At 43.5% G+C, this 24,233-nt stretch carries 23 protein-coding genes and 1 tRNA gene; 15 read left to right on the top strand and 9 right to left on the bottom strand.

The features are described 5' to 3' along the window. Positions 1-7: 7 nt before the first annotated feature. Together ACZ5PW_RS04690 and ACZ5PW_RS04685 are read right to left on the bottom strand one after the other, a co-directional pair. On the bottom strand, positions 8-325 hold the full coding sequence (locus ACZ5PW_RS04690) for a plasmid mobilization protein (protein WP_464558417.1): 318 nt from the start codon (positions 323-325) through the stop codon (positions 8-10). Next, the gene (locus tag ACZ5PW_RS04685) at positions 300-1,127 is read right to left on the bottom strand and encodes a Rha family transcriptional regulator (RefSeq protein WP_464558415.1); all 828 of its coding nucleotides are present in this window, start codon (positions 1,125-1,127) and stop codon (positions 300-302) included. The genes ACZ5PW_RS04690 and ACZ5PW_RS04685 overlap by 26 nt, the downstream gene beginning before the upstream one ends. A 389-nt stretch (positions 1,128-1,516) precedes the next feature. Here ACZ5PW_RS04685 and ACZ5PW_RS04680 point away from each other — a divergent pair, with 389 nt between their 5' ends. Both ACZ5PW_RS04680 and ACZ5PW_RS04675 read left to right on the top strand, forming a co-directional pair. Beyond that, positions 1,517-2,065, top strand: coding sequence for a hypothetical protein (locus ACZ5PW_RS04680; protein WP_464558413.1), 549 nt, complete (start codon positions 1,517-1,519; stop codon positions 2,063-2,065). Between the two features lie 40 nt (positions 2,066-2,105). Then, positions 2,106-2,843, top strand: a complete 738-nt coding sequence (locus tag ACZ5PW_RS04675) for a GNAT family N-acetyltransferase (protein ID WP_464558411.1) — start codon at positions 2,106-2,108, stop codon at positions 2,841-2,843. A gap of 16 nt (positions 2,844-2,859) precedes the next feature. Here ACZ5PW_RS04675 and ACZ5PW_RS04670 read toward each other — a convergent pair whose 3' ends face one another. From ACZ5PW_RS04670 to darT, 3 genes are all read right to left on the bottom strand, one after another. Next, positions 2,860-3,381, bottom strand: coding sequence for a hypothetical protein (locus tag ACZ5PW_RS04670; protein WP_464558409.1), 522 nt, complete (start codon positions 3,379-3,381; stop codon positions 2,860-2,862). Between the two features lie 80 nt (positions 3,382-3,461). After that, positions 3,462-4,520 carry a type II toxin-antitoxin system antitoxin DNA ADP-ribosyl glycohydrolase DarG gene (gene darG, locus ACZ5PW_RS04665; RefSeq protein ID WP_464558407.1) on the bottom strand — a complete coding sequence of 353 codons (1,059 nt, stop codon included), beginning with the start codon at positions 4,518-4,520 and terminating at the stop codon, positions 3,462-3,464. A gap of 12 nt (positions 4,521-4,532) precedes the next feature. Beyond that, the gene (gene darT / locus ACZ5PW_RS04660; RefSeq protein WP_464558405.1) at positions 4,533-5,150 is read right to left on the bottom strand and encodes a type II toxin-antitoxin system toxin DNA ADP-ribosyl transferase DarT; all 618 of its coding nucleotides are present in this window, start codon (positions 5,148-5,150) and stop codon (positions 4,533-4,535) included. Positions 5,151-5,537: 387 nt separating this feature from the next. Between darT and ACZ5PW_RS04655 the strand changes: the two genes are divergently transcribed. From ACZ5PW_RS04655 to ACZ5PW_RS04615, 9 genes are all read left to right on the top strand, one after another. Beyond that, positions 5,538-7,148: a sigma-54-dependent transcriptional regulator gene (locus ACZ5PW_RS04655; RefSeq protein ID WP_464558403.1), complete on the top strand. Its 1,611-nt coding sequence runs from the start codon at positions 5,538-5,540 to the stop codon at positions 7,146-7,148. A 213-nt stretch (positions 7,149-7,361) separates the two neighbouring features. Then, on the top strand, positions 7,362-9,194 hold the full coding sequence (locus ACZ5PW_RS04650) for a sensor histidine kinase (RefSeq protein WP_464558401.1): 1,833 nt from the start codon (positions 7,362-7,364) through the stop codon (positions 9,192-9,194). 13 nt (positions 9,195-9,207) lie between these two features. Next, positions 9,208-9,921: a sigma-54-dependent transcriptional regulator gene (locus ACZ5PW_RS04645; RefSeq protein WP_464558399.1), complete on the top strand. Its 714-nt coding sequence runs from the start codon at positions 9,208-9,210 to the stop codon at positions 9,919-9,921. Beyond that, positions 9,914-10,351, top strand: a complete 438-nt coding sequence (locus ACZ5PW_RS04640; protein WP_464558397.1) for a potassium channel family protein — start codon at positions 9,914-9,916, stop codon at positions 10,349-10,351. The genes ACZ5PW_RS04645 and ACZ5PW_RS04640 overlap by 8 nt, the downstream gene beginning before the upstream one ends. Beyond that, entirely contained in the window at positions 10,348-11,007 is a 660-nt protein-coding gene (locus ACZ5PW_RS04635; RefSeq protein WP_464558395.1) for a potassium channel family protein, read from the top strand. The genes ACZ5PW_RS04640 and ACZ5PW_RS04635 overlap by 4 nt, the downstream gene beginning before the upstream one ends. Before the next feature lie 212 nt (positions 11,008-11,219). Continuing rightward, complete coding sequence (locus ACZ5PW_RS04630; protein ID WP_464558393.1) at positions 11,220-12,536, top strand: TrkH family potassium uptake protein; 1,317 nt, start codon at positions 11,220-11,222, stop codon at positions 12,534-12,536. A gap of 33 nt (positions 12,537-12,569) precedes the next feature. Next, positions 12,570-13,133, top strand: coding sequence for a PleD family two-component system response regulator (locus ACZ5PW_RS04625; protein ID WP_464558391.1), 564 nt, complete (start codon positions 12,570-12,572; stop codon positions 13,131-13,133). A 4-nt stretch (positions 13,134-13,137) separates the two neighbouring features. Next, on the top strand, positions 13,138-14,484 hold the full coding sequence (locus tag ACZ5PW_RS04620) for a TrkH family potassium uptake protein (protein ID WP_464558389.1): 1,347 nt from the start codon (positions 13,138-13,140) through the stop codon (positions 14,482-14,484). Positions 14,485-14,500: 16 nt separating this feature from the next. Beyond that, positions 14,501-15,160, top strand: coding sequence for a potassium channel family protein (locus tag ACZ5PW_RS04615; protein WP_464558387.1), 660 nt, complete (start codon positions 14,501-14,503; stop codon positions 15,158-15,160). A 182-nt stretch (positions 15,161-15,342) separates the two neighbouring features. Here the strand turns inward: ACZ5PW_RS04615 and ACZ5PW_RS04610 are convergent, their stop codons facing one another. Together ACZ5PW_RS04610 and ACZ5PW_RS04605 are read right to left on the bottom strand one after the other, a co-directional pair. Next, positions 15,343-16,527, bottom strand: a complete 1,185-nt coding sequence (locus ACZ5PW_RS04610; protein WP_464558385.1) for an IS4 family transposase — start codon at positions 16,525-16,527, stop codon at positions 15,343-15,345. A 272-nt stretch (positions 16,528-16,799) separates the two neighbouring features. Then, positions 16,800-16,886: transfer RNA gene (locus ACZ5PW_RS04605), tRNA-Leu, on the bottom strand. 208 nt (positions 16,887-17,094) lie between these two features. Between ACZ5PW_RS04605 and ACZ5PW_RS04600 the strand changes: the two genes are divergently transcribed. From ACZ5PW_RS04600 to ACZ5PW_RS04585, 4 genes are read left to right on the top strand one after another with little or no spacing between them, the layout of a single operon-like run. Further along, entirely contained in the window at positions 17,095-17,793 is a 699-nt protein-coding gene (locus ACZ5PW_RS04600; RefSeq protein ID WP_464558383.1) for a DUF554 domain-containing protein, read from the top strand. Between the two features lie 48 nt (positions 17,794-17,841). Further along, the gene (locus ACZ5PW_RS04595; RefSeq protein ID WP_464558381.1) at positions 17,842-20,037 is read left to right on the top strand and encodes a SpoIIE family protein phosphatase; all 2,196 of its coding nucleotides are present in this window, start codon (positions 17,842-17,844) and stop codon (positions 20,035-20,037) included. Then, positions 20,034-20,918 carry a hypothetical protein gene (locus tag ACZ5PW_RS04590; protein WP_464558379.1) on the top strand — a complete coding sequence of 295 codons (885 nt, stop codon included), beginning with the start codon at positions 20,034-20,036 and terminating at the stop codon, positions 20,916-20,918. The genes ACZ5PW_RS04595 and ACZ5PW_RS04590 overlap by 4 nt, the downstream gene beginning before the upstream one ends. Next, the gene (locus ACZ5PW_RS04585; RefSeq protein ID WP_464560369.1) at positions 20,918-21,517 is read left to right on the top strand and encodes an LOG family protein; all 600 of its coding nucleotides are present in this window, start codon (positions 20,918-20,920) and stop codon (positions 21,515-21,517) included. Before ACZ5PW_RS04590 ends, ACZ5PW_RS04585 begins: the two co-directional genes overlap by 1 nt. A gap of 3 nt (positions 21,518-21,520) precedes the next feature. Here the strand turns inward: ACZ5PW_RS04585 and ACZ5PW_RS04580 are convergent, their stop codons facing one another. Together ACZ5PW_RS04580 and ACZ5PW_RS04575 are read right to left on the bottom strand one after the other, a co-directional pair. Continuing rightward, positions 21,521-22,825: an HD-GYP domain-containing protein gene (locus ACZ5PW_RS04580; RefSeq protein ID WP_464558377.1), complete on the bottom strand. Its 1,305-nt coding sequence runs from the start codon at positions 22,823-22,825 to the stop codon at positions 21,521-21,523. Further along, a complete protein-coding gene (locus tag ACZ5PW_RS04575) occupies positions 22,825-24,003 on the bottom strand; it encodes an HD domain-containing phosphohydrolase (protein WP_464558375.1) in 1,179 nt (392 codons plus the stop codon). The genes ACZ5PW_RS04580 and ACZ5PW_RS04575 overlap by 1 nt, the downstream gene beginning before the upstream one ends. Between the last annotated feature and the right edge of the window lie 230 nt (positions 24,004-24,233).

Raw genomic sequence — 24,233 nt, 5'->3', positions numbered from 1 at the left:
CGGCTAATCATATAGTACGGACCTTCTGAACTATTTCTTTCTGAAGCCGGCGGAGATCTTCCAACAAAGCTTCAACATCCGTTCTGTGCCGGTCATCATCAAGAATCCACATCTTGAGCAAACCGCCCAGACGACCCTGATCGGCATTAAGCTTCAGCAGTTCCAGGCGCGCCTGTTGGTCAGTGCGACTTTTAATCTCATGTCCCAGGCAAACAGCTTTCGCAAAAGCAGACAAGGAAAGACTGCATTGCTTTGCCGTTGCGCTGATCTGCTCGTACTCCTCTTTGGAGACGTAGGTTTTAATGACTTGCTTCTTTGAGGGCATTCGTCTTACCTGATTCATGGTTAATGCCTTCCCAGATAAGACTTACTGCATGAGGCACATAAGATTTAGGCAGGCACTCCAATGATTCAATGCACATGTCTCCACATAATTTTGCAAGCAGCTCGTCACGAGTGGACTGGCCACAATAAGCCCAGTAATCAAGCAACCCGTTGACCGGAGACAATTCGTCTTTCGAACATATATCCTTACCACGCATTTTAGGCGGAACAATGCGCATACAAATCCTGAGATAAGTCCATGCATTCTTCATGGCCATCGCATCCATTTCATAAAGATCTGGAACCCTGATTGCCCCTTCAATCTGCCTTTTGCCCTGCTCCCAACGAATCCCTTCCAGAAAGCACCAGTAACGGGCGACACCTTCAAATGACTTTACGGCTTCCGGCGATGCTTTTTTGTACTGAATCTTCCCTTCAACCGGCGGAATAGTCAGTTTAGCTTCCATGGCATTGAAGGCTTCCAGAAACTTGATTTTCCATTCCATGGCTTTCTTGCCGGTAAATCCCATGGCAAGAAGTGAGAAGCCGTCACGGGTCATGTTGAAAGCAGGCTCTTCTCTCTTTCCTCCTTTGGGCTGGGAAACTTCAATTGATGTGGGTCCAAAATTGGACTCGCGATAAGAATCTGGAATTTCCAGATCACGAATATCTCGGAGGACGTGTTTGTGCTGCTTTTCAAACAATTCAGCCACAACCAAAGATGAGACCATCGGCTGATTATTTTCCATTACCAATTCTACAACAACTTGTAATTCATTGTTTTTAGTATCCTTTTTGTTCATCTCATATACTCCATAGTTAGACGATTAATGCCAGTCCAAAATTCAGGAGTCCTGAATTCCGTCTGCAACTTGCGTTGAGCCGAAGGCGAATAAGCCAATCTCAGCCCCATGGCTGAGCAGGACGTAAGGGAGACCACCTTGAAAAGGTGGGACTACCTTACCTGTCCTGCCTTCGGACTCCGGGAGATTATATGAGATTTTCCGTTATTTCGGAACACCTTTTGAAAAATATCCTATAATAACAGATAGTAACCAATAGTAACCGATAATAACCAAAAGTAACCTATGAGAGACTAAAACGACTTTCAAATTTGACACACATAGCTCTTTAGTTAGAATAAATAAGGCTTTTAGTTATTCTGATAGTAAATAAAAAGGAGGAAGGTAGAATGGGATTGATGATCCATTCAATGGGGGAAATTCCCGCTAATGTCGAAAGGTCATTCTACATATATTTGTTAGATTACGGATGGCAGGAACCAATTAGCGATGCCTTGTTCGCTAACTTTAACCAAATTTCCGATCATGCTTCTAAAAATGACGCTGTTGTATTCAAAGGTACCGTAGGACATCATTTTACGGATGAAGTTTTGTCGTGGCATAACGTGAACGGCATGGACGGAGAACATGTATTACCTGCAATTCTTATTACGACCAGAAATCCTCATGACTTTTTAGAACAGAGAGTAGCACCAACTGAACATAACATGCTTTTGATACCCCTAAAAAATATCTGTAACACAGCTACAGATGTAATCGAGGTAGTCAGTAAAATTTTCTCAGATATTACTTCTAAAAAAAGACTTACAGACTTCAGAGTAGCCAAAGAAATCAAGGCGGGAGAATCTGGTGCACTAGTAGATGCGTTTATTTTGCAGCCAAATATTTCAGGTGTAGGTGTAGACTTAAAAAAAATTATCTCACTCTTCAAGGAATAAGATTTTCACCTACTCTGTAATCAAAAATTACCATATCAAAATGAATTCAAAATATATTTCACCATTCCCGACTCTAAATTTTCCAATCTACTCTGGCCCCAACAAAACGGACAATTTAATATATGAAGCATGGCATGAATACATGTGTCTCTGGCTGGACTCTTCAAGAGAAAGCGAATTTCTGACAAAACCGCACATCAATATTTACTGTGGGGCTGAAGGGTTCCCAGCTCAGGCACTAGCAAAACTGCATAGTGAATCACCTATAGCTCGGATTGATGGAACAGAAATAGAGTCCTCTGGGACAGAACATTGGGAAGATTACGATGATGTTGTTGTGTTGGCAGAACACCCATATATTCTCTATGCGACTTCAGCCGCGGACAACCAAACCCCAATAGGTTTTATTCAATTCAACCTAAGTATTCGATATTACCCTTTAGAAAAGGATATTTCCGTCAATTGCTACATTGAAAGAATCTACGTTGCTAAAGACAAAAGGAGGCAACACGTCGGGGCCGCTCTGATTTTTGCTACTGCGGAAATAATTCAAAAGCACTCCGAAGAAGTTCTATTCCAATGCAAAAGGATGCCTGAATCTTGCCCAGCAGTTAAGGCGCTAGAGATATATTTATATGCCGAACTCCACTCAGAAGAGGGGGAAAATATGGTCCATTTACTGAACAGTGAACTTGAAGTTTTTATAGATGATTACAAAATGGAGCATGAGGACGAACAAATTAAAATCAAAGGAGTTGATCTGGAGGCAGGGTTCTGACTTATCCTTTGCTGGCCTAATATTTTACTTCAAATAATTTCTTTTGACTGTCCGAACCACATTTCTGCACCACATGGAACATTGGCTTGGACAATGGGAACTCAAAATAAAATTCCTTATATCGTTCGAGAAGATGCGGATACAAAGCAGTCATATAACCATTACTTCGGATATATGGATGCATCCATGCCCATGCGAGCATCCATCCTTCAGGGATATCTGAATACCGCTGCCCATAATCAAACTCTAAGCACCCCATTACATGGTAAGAACGGCGGTATTGTTCCTTCAAGAGCAGTACTAACTGAAGGTTCTCATCGTGATTTTCGAGTACATACGGCGCAAAATCATATTTATTTTCTCTTCTGAAATAATAACCAAGTATTTCAGCGGCTTTTTTAAAACTCTTTTGCGAGTTGTGCTTAACACACACTGCATACATGTTACGATTATGCCAGAGGACAGTCGGCAAGTGTCTGAGATAAGGAATACGAGGTGCAAGGATGTCGTATTGATTTTGTCCCCAAGGTAACTTCATTGTATTTCCGCCTTATCCTGATGCTTGAGCGAATAAAGAGAGTTGATCGGAAAGTCGATTTTGCTCCGTATTCGAAGTGGCTAAATCGGGCAATCCAGAAGCCAGCCTTTGGATTCTAGACGTTCAATTGCAAGATCAATATGAGAGCGTTGAAACATCCTGCTTTTCCTCTCAGTCCAATTGCTAATCAATCCAAAAATCTTTTCAGAATCAACTTCGCATTCAAGCTCCTGAGTAATTACCCAATGAACGGTTCCCAACAATTCTAAGCCATAAGGAGAATCAAAACCTTCCACTAAATCAAGGACTCTTTCAATCCGATCCGAAAGTTCTTGATCCTTTTTTAAACCATCATTTATTTTACTCTGCATTGAATTTACGAGTTGGAGCTTAACGAGAGGTCGTTCATCTCCTGCACCCCATCCAGTTAAATAATGCCCGTCAAGTGAGTTTATCACATGCTTTAAGTTCGTTGCATATGGGCCATAGAACCATTTGACGAAATTCAACCTTAGAGGCTGGCCCGCAAGTTGTAAGAAGTAACAAAGCTTTTGGGTTTCAATCAGTGTAAACTCAGGATCGAATCGCATTGAAGCGTAGTGAGACAGAACACCAAGCAATGACCGTCTTCCAGGGGTCATTTTGGGTTTAGCTGTTCTGTTTGGCATGGACTTCGCGCAAGGAGTCCCCTTAGGGGGATAAAGAAAAACATCTACATCAGGTAAAGAAGCAAAAGCCCCTTCAATTAATAAGCGAACGGTCTCCCAAGATAACCCCCCAAGCCCACACCCCAACGGGGGTATGGCAATTGATTTTATATGCTTGTCTTGCACAACCTTAATAAGATCGTTTAACCCTTCCTCTACATACTCAATCTTACTCTTCCCCCTCCAATGCTTCTTGGTTGGAAAATTGATTATGTACTTAGGATCAATTAAATCAGTGCTTTTAGTTACAAACATTGTTCCCGGAACAACTTTGTCTTTTTTACATGCTTTCGCATACAGTTCATAGTTTTCGGGGAATGCTTTTTTGAATTGCAACGCGATTCCTTTACCCATAACTCCCACAGTGTTTACTGTGTTCACTAAGGCTTCAGCATCAGACTTCAGCAAATTGCCTTCTGTCAAAATAATCATCGCATACCTCTTCTAATAATACCAATTGGCTTTGACTTCCGTGGTAACGTCTTGCCCACTATTTTTAAGCAGTCCATCAACGTAATTTTTCACTTCCATATTAGCCACCCCAATAAACTGAACTAATTCCCACAGAAAAAAGCGATGGACTAAAAACTCAGCCATCCTACGCTCCATGCGGTCTAGGTCATCAGGAGTGTTGTTCCACATCCTTTCACGCATCAATGGCATATCGACCACATCTTGAAGCTGACAGGTGTCCTTATAGAAAGAAGCGAAATTCAATGCCGCATTCCTATCAGTAAAACAGCACTCAGCTTTCGAGATAACACCCTCAACTTTAGTGCACAAATAAACAACTTCACTTTGACAATAATCGCACTGAGGGACATTCCCTCTATGAATTAAATAGAGCATGGGAGACCGAGGTGCAAAATAAAATGGGACATAGTCGGCGACGACACCGTTCGGAGGGACCGTCACATTTTTAAAAAAGCGACGAGTTTTGATATCCCTGTTCCCCACGATGGCATGATCTTTATTAACCATTTCTGAATCGCACTTCAAACCACCTGTATTCAATATCGATTCTAGGTTCTTATAGTGAGTAAAGTGAAATATCCAAGTCATTTTAGCCTCATTATATATGCGCCTTGATTAAGGTCAACTGTAGAAAGCCTGTGTCTCTGGACTAACATAAGTTCTACAGAAGCTTTTAATTCTGCAACTCATCCAAGTAAAAGACAAAATCAACCAAAAGCTCCCTCTATTATCATCCAGATCAGCATTTATATATCCCATTCCAATAGACTCACAACCGAACTTCTTGAAGATATTTGGAATAAATGGGAGGGACTAGAGCACAAAACAGCACGACCATCAACAAAGAAAATGCGATTTAACCTATCTTATTTGATCTTTGCCAAACTGACCGTATTTTATGGTCATTTATGGGGAATTGAATCGCCCAATGATCTAGACTCCAACATCAACATTATAGACACAAAATGATAGCCAGTGATATTGTTCGCACAGGCCAGATTATTTCTGCGCATTCCACCTCAAAGGATACGCTACCAGTCCGAATTATTAAAACTTGATCCGCAATTGCCAAACCGTTATTTAGGCAATGTAACATGTTACATTAGATCTTTTCAAAATAATCCCTGCCTGTCCCAGGAAAATAATTTTCCTAATTGTCTGGAAGACTCAGCTCGAATTTCGCTTAGCAGCAGGCAGGACGAGCTGACTATAAAACCTATACCACACCTACATATGACAATCATTTCTAATCCAAGCCTCAGCATACTTGTCGTCGACGATGAGGTAAACATTCGCAAAACTCTGTCCTATTGCCTGGCAAAAGAAGGGCACTCCGTTATCGCTGTCAGCAACCCCGAGGATGCACAGGAAGAGGCCCGCATAAGATCATTCGATGCGGTCTTTTTGGATTTAAAACTAGGTGAGAACGATGGGATGGAATTGATACCGACTTTGTTGTCAGGCTCACCTTGGATGAAAGTTGTTATGATTACCGCACATGCATCAATTGAAACTGCAGTGGAAGCAATGAGACAGGGCGCATTCGATTATATTGAAAAGCCATTCACTCCGAACCAAGTTAAAATTCTGACTCAGCGGATTGGAAAAATCCGCAAACTTGAAACAGAGCTTTCAACAATAAAAGAAGATTTACAGCGTTTCGGCCCTGAATGCAGGCTTCAAAGCAAAAACGCACAGATGAAAAGGATGATTGCAACTTTAGAGAAGGCAGCATCCTCGGAAGCTATTATTCTATTTCAAGGAGAAAGTGGAACAGGAAAAACAGCCTTTGCAAGAGCAACACACAAATGGAGCCCCCGCGCAGAAAAGCAGATGGCGGTTGTTTCGTGTCCAGCGGTCCCTCCAGATTTGTTGGAAAGTGAGCTGTTCGGGCATGTGAAAGGAGCTTTTACCGGAGCCATTCGAGATACCCTCGGCAGAGTCGCCTCCTGTGAAGGCGGGACTTTGTTTTTAGACGAGATCGGGGACATGGATCTTCAGGTGCAGGCCAAATTATTACGGCTCATACAAGACAAGGAATATGAACGCTTAGGAGATTCCATTTCACGTAAAGCTGATATCCGCATTATTGCTGCGACTAATGCCAATCTGGAAAACAAGGTCTCCAACGGTCAATTCCGAGAGGATTTATTCTACCGCCTGAATGTAATAAATATTGTTATTCCTCCGCTTCGCAACAGAACAGAAGACATTCTGCCGTTGGCTTACGACTTTCTGTCCTATTTTTGTAAAGTCAATCATAGACAACTGTGTAAATTTACAGCTGAGACTGAGGAAATTCTAATTTCTCATTCTTGGCCCGGTAATATTCGAGAATTGCGCAACACTATCGAACGCGCGGTAATATTGGGCAATGCAAATCAAATTGGGCTTGATGATTTGCCCGGAAACATAATTCCAGCTAAAATCTACCCTTCAATCGGAGCTAAAGTCTCGCTGTCGACAATTGAAGAAGTTCATATCAGACGTGTCATAGCTCAGTCTTCGTCACTTCAGGAAGCCGCAGATATTCTGGAAATAGATCAGGCTACTCTTTGGAGGAAACGAAAGGCATACGGGATTTAACCGTCTTTTTCCTTTTTTCCTGCTCGGATTATCTCTTCCTTATTAGGGGGAAGTTCCCTTGCATTTTGCAATCACACAAAAAGTCTATCTTTCATTTTTCAATAGACACCCATCTTAAACGAACTGAACTCACCTAAATTCTTATAGTTTGTCTTCGGCATGCATATTGCTACACAATAGCAGATTACCCAAAATGATGCTGAGGATAATGCTATGACATTAAAAAAGAAAATATTGTTTGGCTACGGGGTCGCTTTTGCTCTTATGGGATTGGTAGTAGCTTGGTCCATCCTCAATTTGATCTCTCTTGGCAAAGCCTCAGAGGCTATCCTAAGTGAAAATTACAGAAGCATTCTTGCGGCTGAGAACATGGTTGATGCACTTGAGCGTCAGGATAGTGGGATCCTGCTCATTTATCTTGGGGAGACCGAAAAAGGGACTACCATGTTCAGGGAGAATGAAGCTTCTTTTCTTGAATGGCTGGCGAGGGCGAAAGATAACATCACGATTAATGGTGAAGATAGCCTTGTGACAAGGATCGACACCAGCTATGCCGTTTTTCGTAAGCATTTCTCAGAATGGTCGAATTTAAATAATGAAATAGATTCCGAACCTTCCCCCTCTTCATATCAGAAGTCTACCTACCCACTTTTCATTGAAGTAAGAGAAGCCTGTATCGAACTGCGAAAGCTCAATGAGGAGACCATGTACTCGGCCAGTCTGAAGGCTGAACAAGTCGCCAAAAGAGCTATCTGGTCAACTTCAATTGTTGCAGCAACTTCATTGATAGTAGCACTGATATTCAGCCTCCTTCTTGCAGAACGAATTGTTCGCCCCATTAGAAATTTTATGGCGGCATCAAGAAAAATTTCATCCGGGGATTACTCTGTTCATGTGGTCGTTAAGACCGGGGATGAACTGGGTCGTCTGGCAAATGAATTCAATGAAATGGCTGCTAAGCTCCTTCATTATCATGAAATGAACATTGAGCAGATAATTTCAGAGAAAAATAAGGGGGAAGCTATTTTATCGAGTATTGAAGACGGCCTGATCGTCTTTGATATTAATCTTGAAATGACAAGCATTAACCCTGCTGCTCGTGAAATGGTTGGAATTCCATTCACCGCTCCAATAGTAAAGCATTGCTCGGACATAATATCTGACCCGAAAGTGTGCAGTTTGGTACAAAAGACGGTTGAAACAGGACGCCCCCCTAACATACCGGATGAGCAAAGAGTTGTGGCTCTTATTCGTAATGAACAGACAAGACATTACCTGTTTTCCGTAACCGCGATACGAGGAAGAGAGCAAAATCTTTCAGGCATTGTACTCCTCCTTAGAGACATTACCCGGTTTAGAGAGGTTGAGCAGCTAAAAAGTGAGTTCATAATGGCTGCATCCCATGAATTGCGAACACCATTAACCAGTCTGGGGATGAGTGTTGATCTTTTACTAGAGCATGCCTCGCAATCATTACTTGAATCTGACTTGGATCTCTTACGAGCAGCACATGAAGAAGTTCACAGGATGAAAGCCCTGATCAACGACTTGCTGGATTTATCAAAAATCGAAGCAGGTAGAATTGAAATGGAATTTGAAAATGTACCTGCGTCAACTCTCTTTGAACATGTCCGTGCGGTTTTCAAAAGCCAACTGGAAATAAAGCAAGTTGATTTCCAATATGACATTCCTAGTGATTTACCCACCATAAGAGCTGATGCCAATAAAATAACGTGGGTTCTTAGCAATCTTGTCTCTAACGCGCTCAGGTATGTAAAAGACAAAGGGTGCATCACTCTTAAGGCCCAAAAAATCGGTAATAATATTCATTTATCTGTCCATGATGATGGACCGGGAATACCCGAAAAATATCAATTGAAAATTTTCCAGAAGTTTGTGCAGGTAAAAGGTCAGGAAGCAGGAGGAAGTGGTCTGGGCTTGGCAATTTGTAAAGAAATTGTTCGGGCACATGGAGGAACAATTTGGGTGGAATCGTCAAAAGGTAACGGAAGTACGTTTACATTCGCTATCCCTGTAACCAGCTAAGGAGATTTCAACAATGGAACCGTCAGTACTTATTGTCGATGATGAAAAGAACATAAGGCTAACCATGTCACAGTCCCTGGAGGCAATTGGAGTACGCATACTAACCGCCGTCAACGGTGAGGATGCGCTCCAAAAATTAAATCAGGAACAAATAGATTTGGTCTTTCTGGATTTAAAAATGCCGGGAATTGACGGGATGCAGGTTCTTCACAGAATCAAAGAGCATTGGCCCAAAATACGGGTAATCATAATTACAGCTCATGGAACTGTTGAATCTGCCGTGGAAGCGATGAAACTTGGTGCAATTGATTTTATTCAAAAGCCGTTCAGCCCGACAGAAATACGACAAACTGCACATCAGGTGCTGGAACGAGAAAAACTCGATTCAGATACTGCGGTAGATTATCCTACGCTTATAGAACTCGCCAAACTTTATGTTTCTGATCGAGACTTTGCCCTTGCGCGGGAAACAACCCAAAAAGCCATTACAGCTGATCCGGCACAACCTGAGGCCTACAATATTCTTGGAGCATTGTTTGAATTAAAGGGAGAAAGGTCTGAAGCTCAAAAATTTTATCGGGCTGCCTTAGACATGGACCCTTCTTTTAAGGCTGCATGGACTAATTTGGAGCGTACAACATCTTGGTTTAAAACAAGTAAAATAGATTTTGGACAGGATAAGGCGGAACCCCAAAAAGCAAAAGCTGGAGAAGAACCGGATGAATAGCCTGTATATTGTTATTGTAGGTTGCGGGCGACTAGGCTCTCATCTGGCCAATAGTCTCAGCAAAGAAGGTAACTCGGTGGTGGTTATTGACAGAGTTGAATCAACTTTTGACTCTCTATCGTCAGAATTCAGTGGATTTAGAATCAATGGAGATGCCACTCACATGGCAATACTGAAAGAATCCAAACTGAAGAATGCCGATGTATTCATCGCTACAACTCACGCTGACAATGTAAATCTCATGGTTGCTCAGGTAGCTAAGAAAATTTTTCATGTCCCGCATGTCGTGGCCAGAGTTTTCGACCCAAAGCGGGAAGAGATCTACGCTCAATTGGAGATAGATACAATCTGCCCGACATCTGTAGCCGCCGAAATGTTCTTACAATCGGTTTCAAAAGGGCGTTCGAACAGTAATGGAGCTGTATCATGAAGATAATACTCGTTGGCGGTGGAGAAACTATTTACTTCCTTTGTCGCAATTTTACAGCCAAGGGGTATGAAATTGTCATTATAAATGATGACAAAGAGGAGTGCGTTCAATTCGCTCGTAACCTTTCAGCAACTGTACTTTGGGGTGACGGTAGTGATTTTGAGCTCCTTAAAGAGGCTGGAGCAATGGCGGCGGACGCGATACTCGCTATCACTCCGAATGATCAGGACAACCTCATAATATGCCAGATGGCTTCTCTCAGATTTAACGTGCCAAGACCCATTGCCTTGGCTAACGATCCTGACAACGTTGAGATATTCGAACGTTTGGGAGTCTCCGCTTTTTCGACCACACAAATTGTAGGCAGTCTGATTGAACAGCGGGCATCGCTGGAGCAAATTTTAAATTTACTGCCTATCGGTGAAGGCAAAGTCAACGTGACTGAAGCCGTTTTAGGGCCGGAATCCCCTGTCATAGGCAAACAGCTGAAGGACATATTTCTTCCTGAGAATTCATTAATTGCGGTGGTTATTCGGGATAATGAGCCGATTGTACCCCGTGGCTGGAATTACCTTCAGGAAGAGGATCGGGTTGTTCTGATCACCATACCGGAAAATCATGGAAAGGTGTTAAGACTGCTGACGGGAGAACTTTGATCGATGATAGTTAAGAGGTATTTGCTTTGCGCGAATTAGAGTATCTGGCCGAACGATATAAGGCTATTTTTTCGTCAATAGGCGTAATTCTCCTTTTGGCCGGCCTCATAATGATGAGTCCTCTTTTAATCTTAATAACTGATCCCGAGGAGACTGTTTACGCACTCTCTTTTGTCTCTCCGGCGACGGGTCTTCTCTTGTGCGGTGGAGGGATGTGGAAACTGTTCAAGTCTGAATCTGAATCAACCATTTCTGTGCAGGAAGGTGGGATTATCGTTCTTGCGAGTTGGATTCTGGTAATTTTATTTTCGGCTGCTCCATTTATCGATATCCTTAATCTTTCATTTTCCAATGCCGTGTTTGAATCTGTGAGCGGTTGGACTACTACAGGATTATCTGTTGTGGACGTGACATCTGCTCCGCGAATAATTCTGCTTTGGCGAAGTATTATTCAGCTGGCAGGAGGAGCCGGGCTGGCCATCATAATGATGTCCGCCATTGTCGGTTCAACCGGAACAGGAATATCAAATGCCGAAGGACGCGGTGATCAATTGGTACCTCACGTTCGGCAGTCGGCTCGTTTGGTACTGATAATTTATACTGCGTACGCCGCAGGAGGTTCTTGCGCATACTGGTTGGCAGGAATGTCTCCGTTTGATGCTGTCAATCACTCTTTTGCGGCCATTTCAACTGGTGGTTTCTCTACGTACCCGGAGAGCATCGGTCATTGGAACTCTCTAGCTGTTGAAGCTGTTAGCCTGCCCTTGATGATATTAGGCAACTTAAGTTTTGTAACTGCGTGGCTGCTTTGGAGAGGTAAACTTAATTTTGTTGCCAGAAACGGGGAAGTGAAATTGATGTCGTGCCTGTTGCCTTTGTCCGTAACAGCCATTTTTATATTTACCAGTCAGAATCTGTATCCCCATCTGGGGAAAGCAATGCGCGTGGCTATATTCGAGGCTGTCTCAGCACTTTCCACCACCGGATTCTCAACTGTGGGGTATGGGGAATGGAATTCCTTCGGGGTGCTCATCATGCTCATTCTAATGCTTATCGGAGGAGGAACCTGTTCGACTGCCGGGGGTATAAAACAATTCCGTATTTATCTTCTCCTTAAGATCTTTTTTTGTGAAATCAAGCGCAGTCTGTTGCCCAGGTCAGCAATCACGGAACTCCCGATCTGGGAAGGTCAACGCCGCGTTTTCATCAGTGAAGTAAAAATCAGGCAACTTGCTGTTTTTATGTTCATTTATTTCGCAACTTATGGAACAGGGGTCATGATTTTATGCGCTTACGGCTATGGTTTAAGAGACTCAATGTTTGAATTCGCATCTGCTCTTGGAACAGTCGGCCTTTCTGTCGGGGTTACATCCGCTCAAATGCCGACAGGAGCTCTTTGGGCTGAAACTCTTGCCATGTTTCTTGGGCGACTTGAATTTTTTGTCATTATAATCAGTATCCTGAAAGTTTTAAAAGACCTAATCAAAATAAAAACATTGGCATTTGAAACAAAATGTAAACAAAAATAACAACCGTATATGTAAAGTGCAGGAATATTCATTATGAAAATCTTATTATGTGATTCGAATGAGGAAATGTATAATGGAGTTCTTGGTATTGACGTAGTGAACTCTCCTGTGCTGTGCTTGCATCAAGCGATTACAATGCAACCTGAACTAATTGTTGTAACGATGAGAAATGTTCAATCTAAAGAAAGAATGACACAAATTGAGCTCTGTTCAATATTGAAAGAGAATAAACTCAGCAAAGAGATTCCCATTCTTGTGTTGCTTGATGAATGTAATAAAAGAGTCTTCGAGCTCTTGCAAAAAGCAGGAGTCGATTATGCAAGTACATTTGACCTTACAGAGGAACTAACCGGTTTAAATGAATTTATTAAATTAGAATTTGATCCGGAGTACCAATTAAGCTATCAACTGAAACAAATTTGCCCAAAACTAAATTATAGCCGAATCGACTCGCAACGAGAACTGACTGTCTGCGGGGCATATCTGGACAGAATGGTTTTGGGTGGCAACAGGCTTCATGATATTTGCCTGACTAAGGAACATTACAATTGCCCGTATTACCTGAACCCCAGATGTATTTATGACATTTCGGATTAAAATCATGAAAATGCATCCAGCCTTCATTCTTTTATTGAGCTTTCTTGCCGCTATCTTTATGGGAACACTCGTCCTTACGCTACCTATAGCCACTGTTAGCCAGGACATTTCATGGCTAGATGCGCTATTTACTGCGACATCGGCGGTTTGTGTTACGGGATTAGTTGTTGTTGATACAGGTACTTATTTTTCTCCATTCGGACAAACGGTTATTTTAGTTCTCATTCAAGTCGGAGGGTTGGGGGTAATGACGATTTCTGTTGCACTCTTCCGTTGGCTTGGGAAAAGTGTCTCATACCGACACAGGCTTCTTGTTCAGGATCTTTTCGCTCATACCCCCAGAGAAGATATTTTCCATTTAATCAAAAACGTGGTTTTGTTTACATTTTGGGTTGAGTTGCTAGGGGCAGCCTTACTAACAATTCATTGGGCTCATGAAGTTCCAATAGCGCAAGCTGTCTATAGAGGCATTTTTCATTCAGTTTCAGCTTTCTGCAACGCAGGATTCTCTCTCTTTCCAGACAGTATGATGCGATATAGAGATAGTCTGTTGTTAAATTTGACAATATGCTTATTAATCATTGTCGGTGGAATTGGTTTTCCAGTTCTTTATGACATAAAATTATGGATCAAAAATAGAGCTAAAAAGAGATCTAGATTGTTGGTACAGACTAAAATGGTTTTATTCACCACATTAATATTAGTTATCTTAGGGGCCGTAGCGTTTGGACTTCTTGAAAGCAGTACCCAGAATGATATTGATCTTTTTGGCAAAATAACTACATCTCTTTTCCAGTCAATCACATGCCGAACCGCCGGTTTCAATACAGTAGATATTGCTTCTCTGAAGGATGCCACTCTTGCAGTTATTATTTTTCTAATGTTTTTCGGGGCTTCTCCAGGATCTTGTGGAGGAGGCGTAAAAACAACAACCTTAGCACTTCTTGTGGCTTTTACAGCAAGCAGGATAAAAAGGAACAGTCGCACTAATATATTTAAAAAGAGCATTCCCCATGAAACAGTGGCCCGAAGTATTTCTCTAACTATGATGGCTTTGGGGATTATCGGGATCGTTTTCTTCATGCTGTTGGCAGAAGGCTCACGAGGAGGACTCAATGGACTAGGTTCCCATGATTATTTCTTGGCCTACTTGTTTGAGACAGTTTCTGCATTTGGAACAGTCGGGCTGTCAATGGGAATCACAGCTGAACTTAGTTCCTGGGGAAAATTTTGGATAATTACGATGATGATTATCGGCAGGGTTGGTATTCTCGCCTTCACTTATATTATTATCGGGTCCGGAACTAAGCGAAGCATTGAGTATTCAGAAGAAAATATAATGATTGGTTGAAAAATAAGGATATAAAATGAAACGTTTTGCTGTAATCGGTTTGGGAAATTTTGGTTTTTACGCAGCGAAGGCTCTATATGAAGATGGTAATGAAGTTGTTGCCATAGATTGCAATAAAAACAGGGTTCAAGCTATCGATCCATACGCAACAGAAGCCATGGTTCTTGATGCAACAGACAAGGAAGCTCTTAAGTCACTTGGGCTAGAGGAAATGGATGCGGCGATAATATCGACCGGAACTAAGATAAGCACAAGCATACTCATTTGTCTATATGTTCAGGAAATAGGTATCAAACGAATACTCGCCAAAGCTCTTGATGATGACCATGCCAAAATATTAAGGCGAGTGGGTGCTACAGAAATAATACATCCGGAGAGGGATTCTGCCTTACGAATATCAAGAGGACTGTCAAGGCCTAATATTTTGGACTATATTCCGCTCGGAGAAGATTTCGATTTAATACAGATTGAACCTCCTGAAAAATTTATTGGTAAGAGCCTGATTAAGTTAAACCTTAGGGCGAAGTACAATGTTCACATTATAGCTATTAAGCAAGTTGCTCCAGAAGATTTGTTCCTGATACCTCCAGCGGAATACGTAATTGCCGAGAATGACATTCTAATTATGTTAGGCAAAACTGCAGACATTCGAAGGATCAAGGATCTAAAAAAATAATCATAGTGTGCCCCCAATCTTCGCAGTTGAACACCAAATCTTACCCAATTATTATTCCTGTTGGAAAGCACAATGCAGTTCCCAACTTTATTTTTTAATCTGTAATTATGACCTTCGTAAATTCAGGAGGTTATAAATTGCCCAGTTTCTAACTTTAATGTCCTCCTACCAATGCTGTCCGGTTAACACGCCATCTCCAGCAATGGATAACCTTCTTTAATCTTTGATGTTTTTATTGGTGGATCGAACAGATCTTCTAAATTAAAGCGTCTGAAAACGTTTAATTGCACAAGCTGGATCATCTGTTGCAAACTCCAGCCGATCTTGGATCTGAATTTCAAGTAAGCCAGCAACAAATGGACAATCATGGCCACATAGATTTGACTCAGAACCGCATTTTCAGATTTGCCGACAAATGATTTAACTTTCAGGGTTTGTTTGATCAGTCGGAAGAAAATTTCGACCTGCCAACGTTCTTTATAGATATCCGCGATTGTTTTCGCAGAAAGTGACAAATTACTGGTCAAGAAGCTGTAATGTTTACCTGTTTCGCGGTCTCGGTAGCCGATCCTGCGTAACTCCAGACTGCCTTTTCGTGTTTTGACTCGGATAATCTGGTCAGAGGTAACCCCCTGTTTCTTTTTGACAGGATTGCGCTTAACGACTTTGAATTTTGCGTTTTTCTTGAGGCGAGTAACAAAATTCACTCCAGATTCAATAAGGGCTGCAAACCATTGGTAATTGTTGTAGACCTTGTCGAAAACCACGATTGATCCTTTGGGAAGCTTGAGCGTTTTGGCGACCTTGGAGTCATGCTGCCGGGCATCGGTAACAACCGTCAAAGCAGGAATGTAGCCGTCATGATCAAGTAAGGTATGGAGCTTGATTCCCGCTTTTTTTTTGCGGAACGAGGCCCACGGAAAGACTTCCAAGCAGAGTTTTATAGTGCTGGCATCAAGGCTGAACAGCTTGTTTTTAAAACGAAATTTGTGAACAGGGGAAATAGCCTCACATCGCTTGTACATTTCGCCAAGCAAAGTCTGGAAAAATTCAGCAGGACGCTTTTTGTTGGCATCAGAAAACGTGGATCGGGAAACAGGCTTGATACCGAGGTGGTAGTATTGCTGAGAATTCGCATCCAGATTGCGGATCCCATCACGCATGGAAGGCCGTGCAGCCAGATGAATAAATGCCAGAGATACAAACTGCGCCCAGCGCGTAAAAACGCGAGCTTTTCTTACGCTTGGATGCTGCCGTTCTACAGCCTCAAAAACATGTCTCGGTATCAACTGTAGCAGTTGGGAAAGAATTGTGTTACTATAAGCCACGTCCAAATTCTCCTTTGTTTTGTATTGCTTAGATACCAATTACATAACATTTTTCGAGGAGTTTTTGGACTTTTTTATTTCAGCTTAACCGGACAGGAATGTCCTCCTACACAAACCTTACAGAATTTCACGCAATTAATGATTCTTTCAGCATTATTTACCCCCTCAAGAGGCAAATTCTTACAAAGATAGGCACCCAATTCACATATTGACCAAACACTTCACACACAAAAGTGGGATACAAGTGGGATAACTAATCACTAAACTAAAAAAGGACCTACAACACAAAAGCTGTAAGTCCTTGTAATATCTGGTACCGGGAGCGAGACTCGAACTCGCAAGGCATTGCTACCGGCGGATTTTGAGTCCGCTGCGTCTACCAATTCCGCCATCCCGGCATATGTGAGGGATTGTTAATATTCCATGCTTTGAGCGATGTCAATACAATTTACCCGGTTGACTCTGCCTTGGATTCATTTGACTCACCAATGTCATCATTTATTGGCAAAAACCTCCAGAATCCCGACATTAATACTATTGTAAAGGTCCCTCCTCAGTGATAAGTATATTCGCCTGTCCACAACATTTCCAATCAGAGAGATTCCCATGATACCTACCGGATCCCTTGTCAACGGTGCCGCAATCATCGGCGGTTCCATCATCGGCATTATCCTGCACAGCCGTTTTCCCGAACGTATACGTCAGATTATTTTTCAGGCTCTTGGGCTGGGTGTTATCCTCATAGGCATTCAGATGTCATTGAAAGTTCAAGACATCCTGATACTTATCTTCAGTCTGCTCATAGGTGGAGTAGTCGGGGAGATACTCAGACTGGACACTTTGTTCGAAAGACTGGCCGGAAAGCTTAAAAGCGCAGTAGGCTCCAAAGATTCCGGTTTTGTGGACGGCATGATCACCGCGTCTCTGATTTTCTGCATTGGGGCCATGGCCATCATCGGATCTTTTGAAGAAGGCATCAAAGGAGATGCAACGATCCTCTACACAAAATCCATTCTGGATGGTTTCGCTTCCATCGCTCTGGCCTCATCCTACGGACTTGGCGTTCTATTCTCTTTCATTCCTGTTCTGATCTACCAGGGAGCCCTGACCATCTTTGCAAATTCTTTTCAGGAATGGTTTTCTCCGCTTATAATCGACCAGTTGACTGCTACGGGTGGGCTGCTCATTATCGGCATAAGTCTTACTCTGCTGGAAATAAAACGTATAAATCTGGCCAACCTGCTGCCATCGCTCGGTGTCGTTATTCTATTGACTTACTTCTTTGGAAATTCACCTCTCATGTAAATTTCTTTTCTGATTGAACAATCACGGTGGATGGGGTTAAATGCGCTTATGAAGATCCGCTGGAAAATACTTATAATCCTCCTTACTTTTTCACTGGTGCCTCTGGCTGTGCTTAAAACGCATGGCTTAAACTCGCTGAAAGAACTGGGAGCAGATTTACAGACCCAGACCAGAGTGACCCTGCTGGAACGGGCAACCGAAAGCCTTGCCAAAGAAGCAGAAGGGGCCGCAGCTCTTATAAATCTTGAAGACAGGCTGTACAGAACAACCCTAAAAAGCATTCAGAGTGAAGCCGAACTTCGACTTACTGATGACGATATTCCCACTCTTGAAGTAAAGCCCTTTATCACAAGCTTGGATAAAACCATCAATGAGCCGGAGCTGATTAATGACCCGGCCTATAAAAAGACAGCCCTGCTTGGCCACGGAATGATGAGAAAAGCAGAGCACAGAATGGCCGCTGTCCAGCGCGGAGATCTGATTGATCTTCCAATCGCTCCAGACAGGATTTCTTTCTGGATTCCCGAAGGGCTTACCCCTGAACAGGCTATGCCTCAGATAACCAGAATATCTCCCTTGATCCATGCTTTCATAGCCTGTGGAGAAACCTTGGAAGACCTCGCCCTGTGGCAGGAAATAATACTCGATGACGGCCTTGTAGCCTCCTACCCGGCTCATAATTCTTTTCCCCGTAAATATGATGCCAGAACCCACCCATGGTACAAAGAGATCAAGCAAAACAGGAAGATAAGTTGGGCTCTGCCGTCTCTTGATGCGGCTTCCAGAACTCTCTGTTATCGGCTCTCCGCTCCTTTGCTGGATAATGATGGGAAGTTTCTTGGATTAACATCGCTCGTCATCCCCGTCGGCGCGGCAATGGATAACCCACTTGTCACCGATAAACCGGAAAGAACAAAGATAATGATGGTATCCTCAGCTCAGGAGGAAAACGATAATCCTGAGCAACTGCTGATAGTCGGTAAAGTGGGTGATAATCAGCCCGACACAAGCCGCCAGCATATGAGAGGAATGTTCTGGCTTGCCCCGCCGGAACCGGAATGGCTCAAAGAAGACAGCCCCGAATTCAGCACCCTGATCAAAGATGTTGATGAAGGTAGATCTGGTGTAATCCAGATGAATTTCAAGGGACTTCCGTCTCTTTGGACATACAGCCCGGTAAACAGACAGCTGTCACTGCTCATCATCACACCGGTCAGAGATTTTACCGCAGAAGCTGACGAAGCCGAGCAATACGTAAGGGAAAGTGTTGCCAACCAGTACGAGGGAACTTCTCTTATAGCCATTTTCGTGATCTGTGCAATTGCACTGGTAGCCTACTTTGCCTCCAAAAGCCTTTCCAGACCGGTAAGCACTCTTTCGGAAGCGATGATCAAAGTAGGAGACGGTGACTGGGATGCACGGGCAGACTTTCACTCCAAGGATGAATTTGGAGAACTTGCAGCCAATTTCAACAATATGGTTCCCCAGTTACGTGAACACTCCGCCACCCAGCAGGCGCTTTCACTGGCGGATGAAGCCCAGCAATCTCTGTTTCCCCGCAGAACGCCGGAAATAGAAGGGGTTGATATAGGTGCACGCTGCACATTTTCAGAAAAAACGGGCGGCGATTACTACGACTTTCTCGGCTGCAGCATTTGCGGTCCGAAAACTTTCGCGGCTGCCATTGGTGATGTATCAGGACATGGTGTAAGTGCCGCTCTGCTCATGACCAGTGCCAGAGCATACATCCGGTCACTTACAGGACAGGGATTGCCTCTGGTCGATGTTGTATGCCGGGTCAACAGCCTTATAACCAAAGACTGTATACAGACCGGCCATTTCATGACCGCCTTCACTGTCATATGTAATACGGAGGAAAGAACTCTGAACTGGATCAGGGCCGGACACGATCCGGGCCTGCTTTATACCCCTGAGACTGATACTTATGAAGAACTCATAGGAGAAGGGATGGCTCTGGGCGTGGATGAGCACTTTCTATACAAAGAAACCCTGACCCGGGTTAAACCAGGGCAGATATTTATCCTTTACACGGACGGGATATGGGAAGCCCACTCCCCTTCAGGCAGAACATTCGGCAAAGACAAGCTTAAACAGATAATAAGCGACAACCACCACAAACAGGCTCAGGATATCGTGGACCTACTTCTTGGCGAGGTTCATAACCATCGCAAAGGGTTAGCCCTTGAAGATGACTGTACAGCCATTATAGTTAAATTCAAATGAAATACTCAGTATACGAACTGGCAACCTTTGCCTTTGATCCGTTGCACGCCTTCTGGGAAAACGAAAAAACCCAGCGCAGAGTGGCCGGGCTGCTGATCACCTGTTTCATCGCGGCTCTTTTGGGAATAGAACTTGGAAGACACGGTCTGCTCCCCGAGGCCATAGCAGCCAAAACCCCGACCAGTCATTACGCCGCAGTAGGCATTGCCTTTACACTGGTACTGGTCCTTGAGGTTATCAGCCTGATATTTGTGCTTCCCTGCTCCTTTGCAAAATCCGTTGGCAAACAGTTTGAAATCCTGTGCCTAATACTGATGAGGAACTCTTTCAAGGAACTGATGAACTTTCCGGAACCGATTTCTTTCACCGGAAACATGACACCAATTTACCAGATTCTTTCCGATGGTGTCGGGGCATTCGCAGTTTTTGTGCTGCTTGGTATTTACTACCGCATACAGAGACCGGGCAAGCCTCTGAAACCTTCATTCAAATTCCGCTATGTTGCCTCCAAGAAACTGGTGGCCTTACTGCTTCTGGTCCTGTTTGCCGGGCTTGGAATATATGATTTCTGCCTGCTCATAAACGGAATGAGCGCATTTGATTTTTTCAGTACATTCTACACGATTCTCATATTCAGTGACATACTTCTTGTGCTTATCTCTCAAAGGTTTCTACCGAAATTCCATGCAGTATTCAGGAACTCCGGCTTTGCGCTGGTTACCCTTCTGATAAGGCTGGCCCTTGCCTCCCCCCCCTTTTACAATGCGGCCCTAGGGGTTGTCTCGGCTGGATTTGCGGTCCTGCTCACTCTGGCTTATAACTCGTTTTACAGAGCCGATACTCCCAAAATACTCAAATCGGTTTCTGACGGAGATAAATGATGAAAAGCATATGTATTTTTCTGGGGGCCAATCCGGGAAATGATCCGAAATACGCCGATGCGGCACGTGCCATGGGCAGGGAACTTGCCCGTAGAAATATTACCACCGTTTATGGCGGTTCAAATATGGGACTGATGGGCATTCTCGCCGAAAGCGCCATGGAAGCCGGAGGAAATGTCGTTGGTGTTATCCCGAGAAGCTTAGTGCAGAAAGAAGTTGCACATACCGGCCTGAGTGAACTTCATATCGCAGAGTCCATGCATGAAAGAAAAGCACTCATGGCAGAACTGTCCGATGGATTCATCGCCATGCCCGGCGGGATAGGAACCATGGACGAAATATTTGAAATCTTTACCTGGGCACAGTTGGGCTTTCATACTAAACCATGCGGACTGCTCAATGTTGACGGTTACTATGACCCCCTGCTCGGATTCCTCGATAATGTTGTCAACGAGGGGTTCCTCAAGGGGATGCACCGGGAAAAACTTGTCACAGGGACCACTCCTTCCGAAATCATCGATGCCTTTGCATATTATGAACCGCCCACCGGATCAAAATGGGTTGAAAAGTTATCTGCCGAGTCAGCTAAAAGGCAATAACTATCAGCGGTGATGAGAGTCACTAGAAGGCATGCTCGGGTCCACAAAATATGTGATCCGGGATCTGGGCGACAGATACTCATACACTTCGGGTGACAACTTTGATGGATTAATGGAGTCGGTGATATAAAGATCCGGCTCCTGTTCCAGATCAATTATCAGCGCCTCTCCCTGCGGAATCTGAGGATCATAGAGAACAAGGCTGGGCTGTAACGGCTTAGCCAGATTAACCGAAACAACCATTCCCACGATCTCCTTATTAAGAACCACCACCGTACCGGGAGGGTAAATCCCCATGCACCTGATGAATATGGAAAGCAATTCCTTATCGAACATATGTCCACATTTGGAAAACATATACGATAGAGCCTGATACGGAGTCAGCGACTTGGTATTATCCCTTTTATTGATCAGCTTGTCATAAAAGTCAGTAATGGACAGGATCATCGCCAGTCTACAGATGTCTTTGCCCTTGAGCCCTCTGGGGAAACCCTTCCCGTCAAAACGCTCATGGTGCTGGTACACCACAGTCATAGACTCCGGTGGAAATTTATCGCTTTTGGAAAGCAGCTCAACACCAAAAAAAGGGTGTTTTCTGATCAGCATTATTTCCGGCTTGGTAAGTTGTCCTGTTTTATAAAGGATCTTCTTATCTATTTTTGATTTACCAATATCATGAAAAATGGCCCCCAGAGCAAGACTTTCCATTTCCTTGTCTTCCAATCCGGAGGCACGGCCAAGGATAAGAGCCAGTACGGTGACATTAAGTGAATGGTAGTATAGTGTATCCTTTTTATTCCCTTGAAGGTTCAGAACATGCATTATTGCTTCTTTATCCTTAAGAAAATACCCCGAAAGCTCGCTTGAAAGCTGTACCGCCTCCTCCAGAAACTGTGCATTCCCCCGGTTGATGGATGTCATTAAATTCTCAATCTGTTCTGCGGAGATGGAATACTGCTGTTCCGCCCTTGAAACAGATTCCTTTTTAGCCTTGAGAATCGCAATCCGTTTTTTCTTCTCTTCGTAGAGTTCATCAGGAACCGGATTCTCTCCCGGCAAAGCGGAAGACGGCTTTATTTCTTTATTTTTACTTTCTTTCAAAGGTGGAACCAGACTTTTATCCGGTATGCAGACCACCTTCTTGACACCAAGTGACTTAATAGTCTCAATCTGTTCCTCGGTCTTGATTCTGAAGCTGCTGGTCAAAAAAGGATGTCTGTACCAGGGCACACCTTCAACCCTGATAAAGACTCCTGGGCGCAACCTTTCGACCTCGATCCTGAATTCTTTATTGCTCTGCCCGGTCATCAAGCCTCCCCGGACTGCGAAGGTTTATGCAGAACAAGATTTTCCCTGATTTTTATCTTTTTTGTCACGTCAAGTATTGTTTCACCATTCTTATGGATGTAGTCAATTGTCTTATCACTGAGAGTCTGACCTTCAGAGAGGAATTTCAGCATCTTACCTTTAACGAGGCCGTACACGTCCTCGGCGAGAATCATTCCCGCTTCAAGACCGAGAGGATAAACCTCTCTGATATAAAAAGTGGCGTCACTCCCGAGGACCCCCACAAGGCACTCAAGGACTTTAGGATCATACAGTTCCGCCCTTCTTTTCATCATGGAAATAATCTCCCCCTTAGTACGATCTCCCATGCTCAGACGGTCATAGTCTGAAACAACCCTGAGTATCCTTGCCCCCAGTGGTATTTCATCACCGGCGAACCCCCCGTCTCTGCTGTCCTGAATATAGTTTGCCTCCTGAAGAGATAGAATTGTGGCAACATTTTCAAGACGCGGCACTCCAGAAATAAGTTTGGCTGAATACCGGGTATGCTGGATATAGGTTTCATGGTCATGACCACCCAAAAAAACACCGTCCTCAACTTTTTCCATCAACTCGTCAGGAAGAAAAACAAAGCCTATCATGGACAGCACAGCGGCCACCTCGGTACTCCACGGATCAGGATCTCCAAGCTTGCGGCACATAGCCTTGATGGTAGGCATAATCCTTGTTGTGCGGGCATTGCGCTCCGGTTTAAGTAGCGAAGCCACCTCATTGACAAGCCGGATCACACTTCTGACACTGTCATCGAGAAGATCCTTATCTGAATTCAGTACCCGATAATGTTCAAACGCGTCCCTTAAAGCCATCCGCAAAACACTTGCCGGACATGGTTTAGTCAACAGTTTAAACACCCCGCATTCATTGATTGCATTGATTGCTATATTCTGATTGAGCTTGCCACAGATCATAATTCGGACGATACCGGGAAAGGCCTCCCTAACCTTGGACAGAAGCTCAGTTCCCCTCATTCCCGGCAGGTTATAGTCTGTCAGAATCACCTGGAAATCTGCCGTATCTTTCAGAAGGTCAAGGGCTTCCTCTGCGCTTGCAGCACAAGTCAGGCCGACTTTATCCCCGACAAGCCGCCTGAAAGAGCTATTACAACTTCCAGCGCTATCAACAAATAATATATTTCGCATTATATGATCCCCATATTCTTCCACTACCTTTACCTATATAATAAAAACAGCTTCAAATCATCCAGATCGACTTATAATTTAAACGAAGATATATACGACAGACAGAGATATACCCGTATTGTTCATTCAATTTCGTACACTTAAGCAGCAGATATCAACTTATGGATTCAATAATATTTCTTTTCTGAATTTTATTCACTGATAGTTCAGTAAACTAATTCTTCCTCCTA

It is taken from the genome of Maridesulfovibrio salinus (assembly GCF_055394525.1).
Note: the sequence above shows the minus strand (reverse complement) of the source record. Positions and strands in the feature narration are given on the sequence as shown.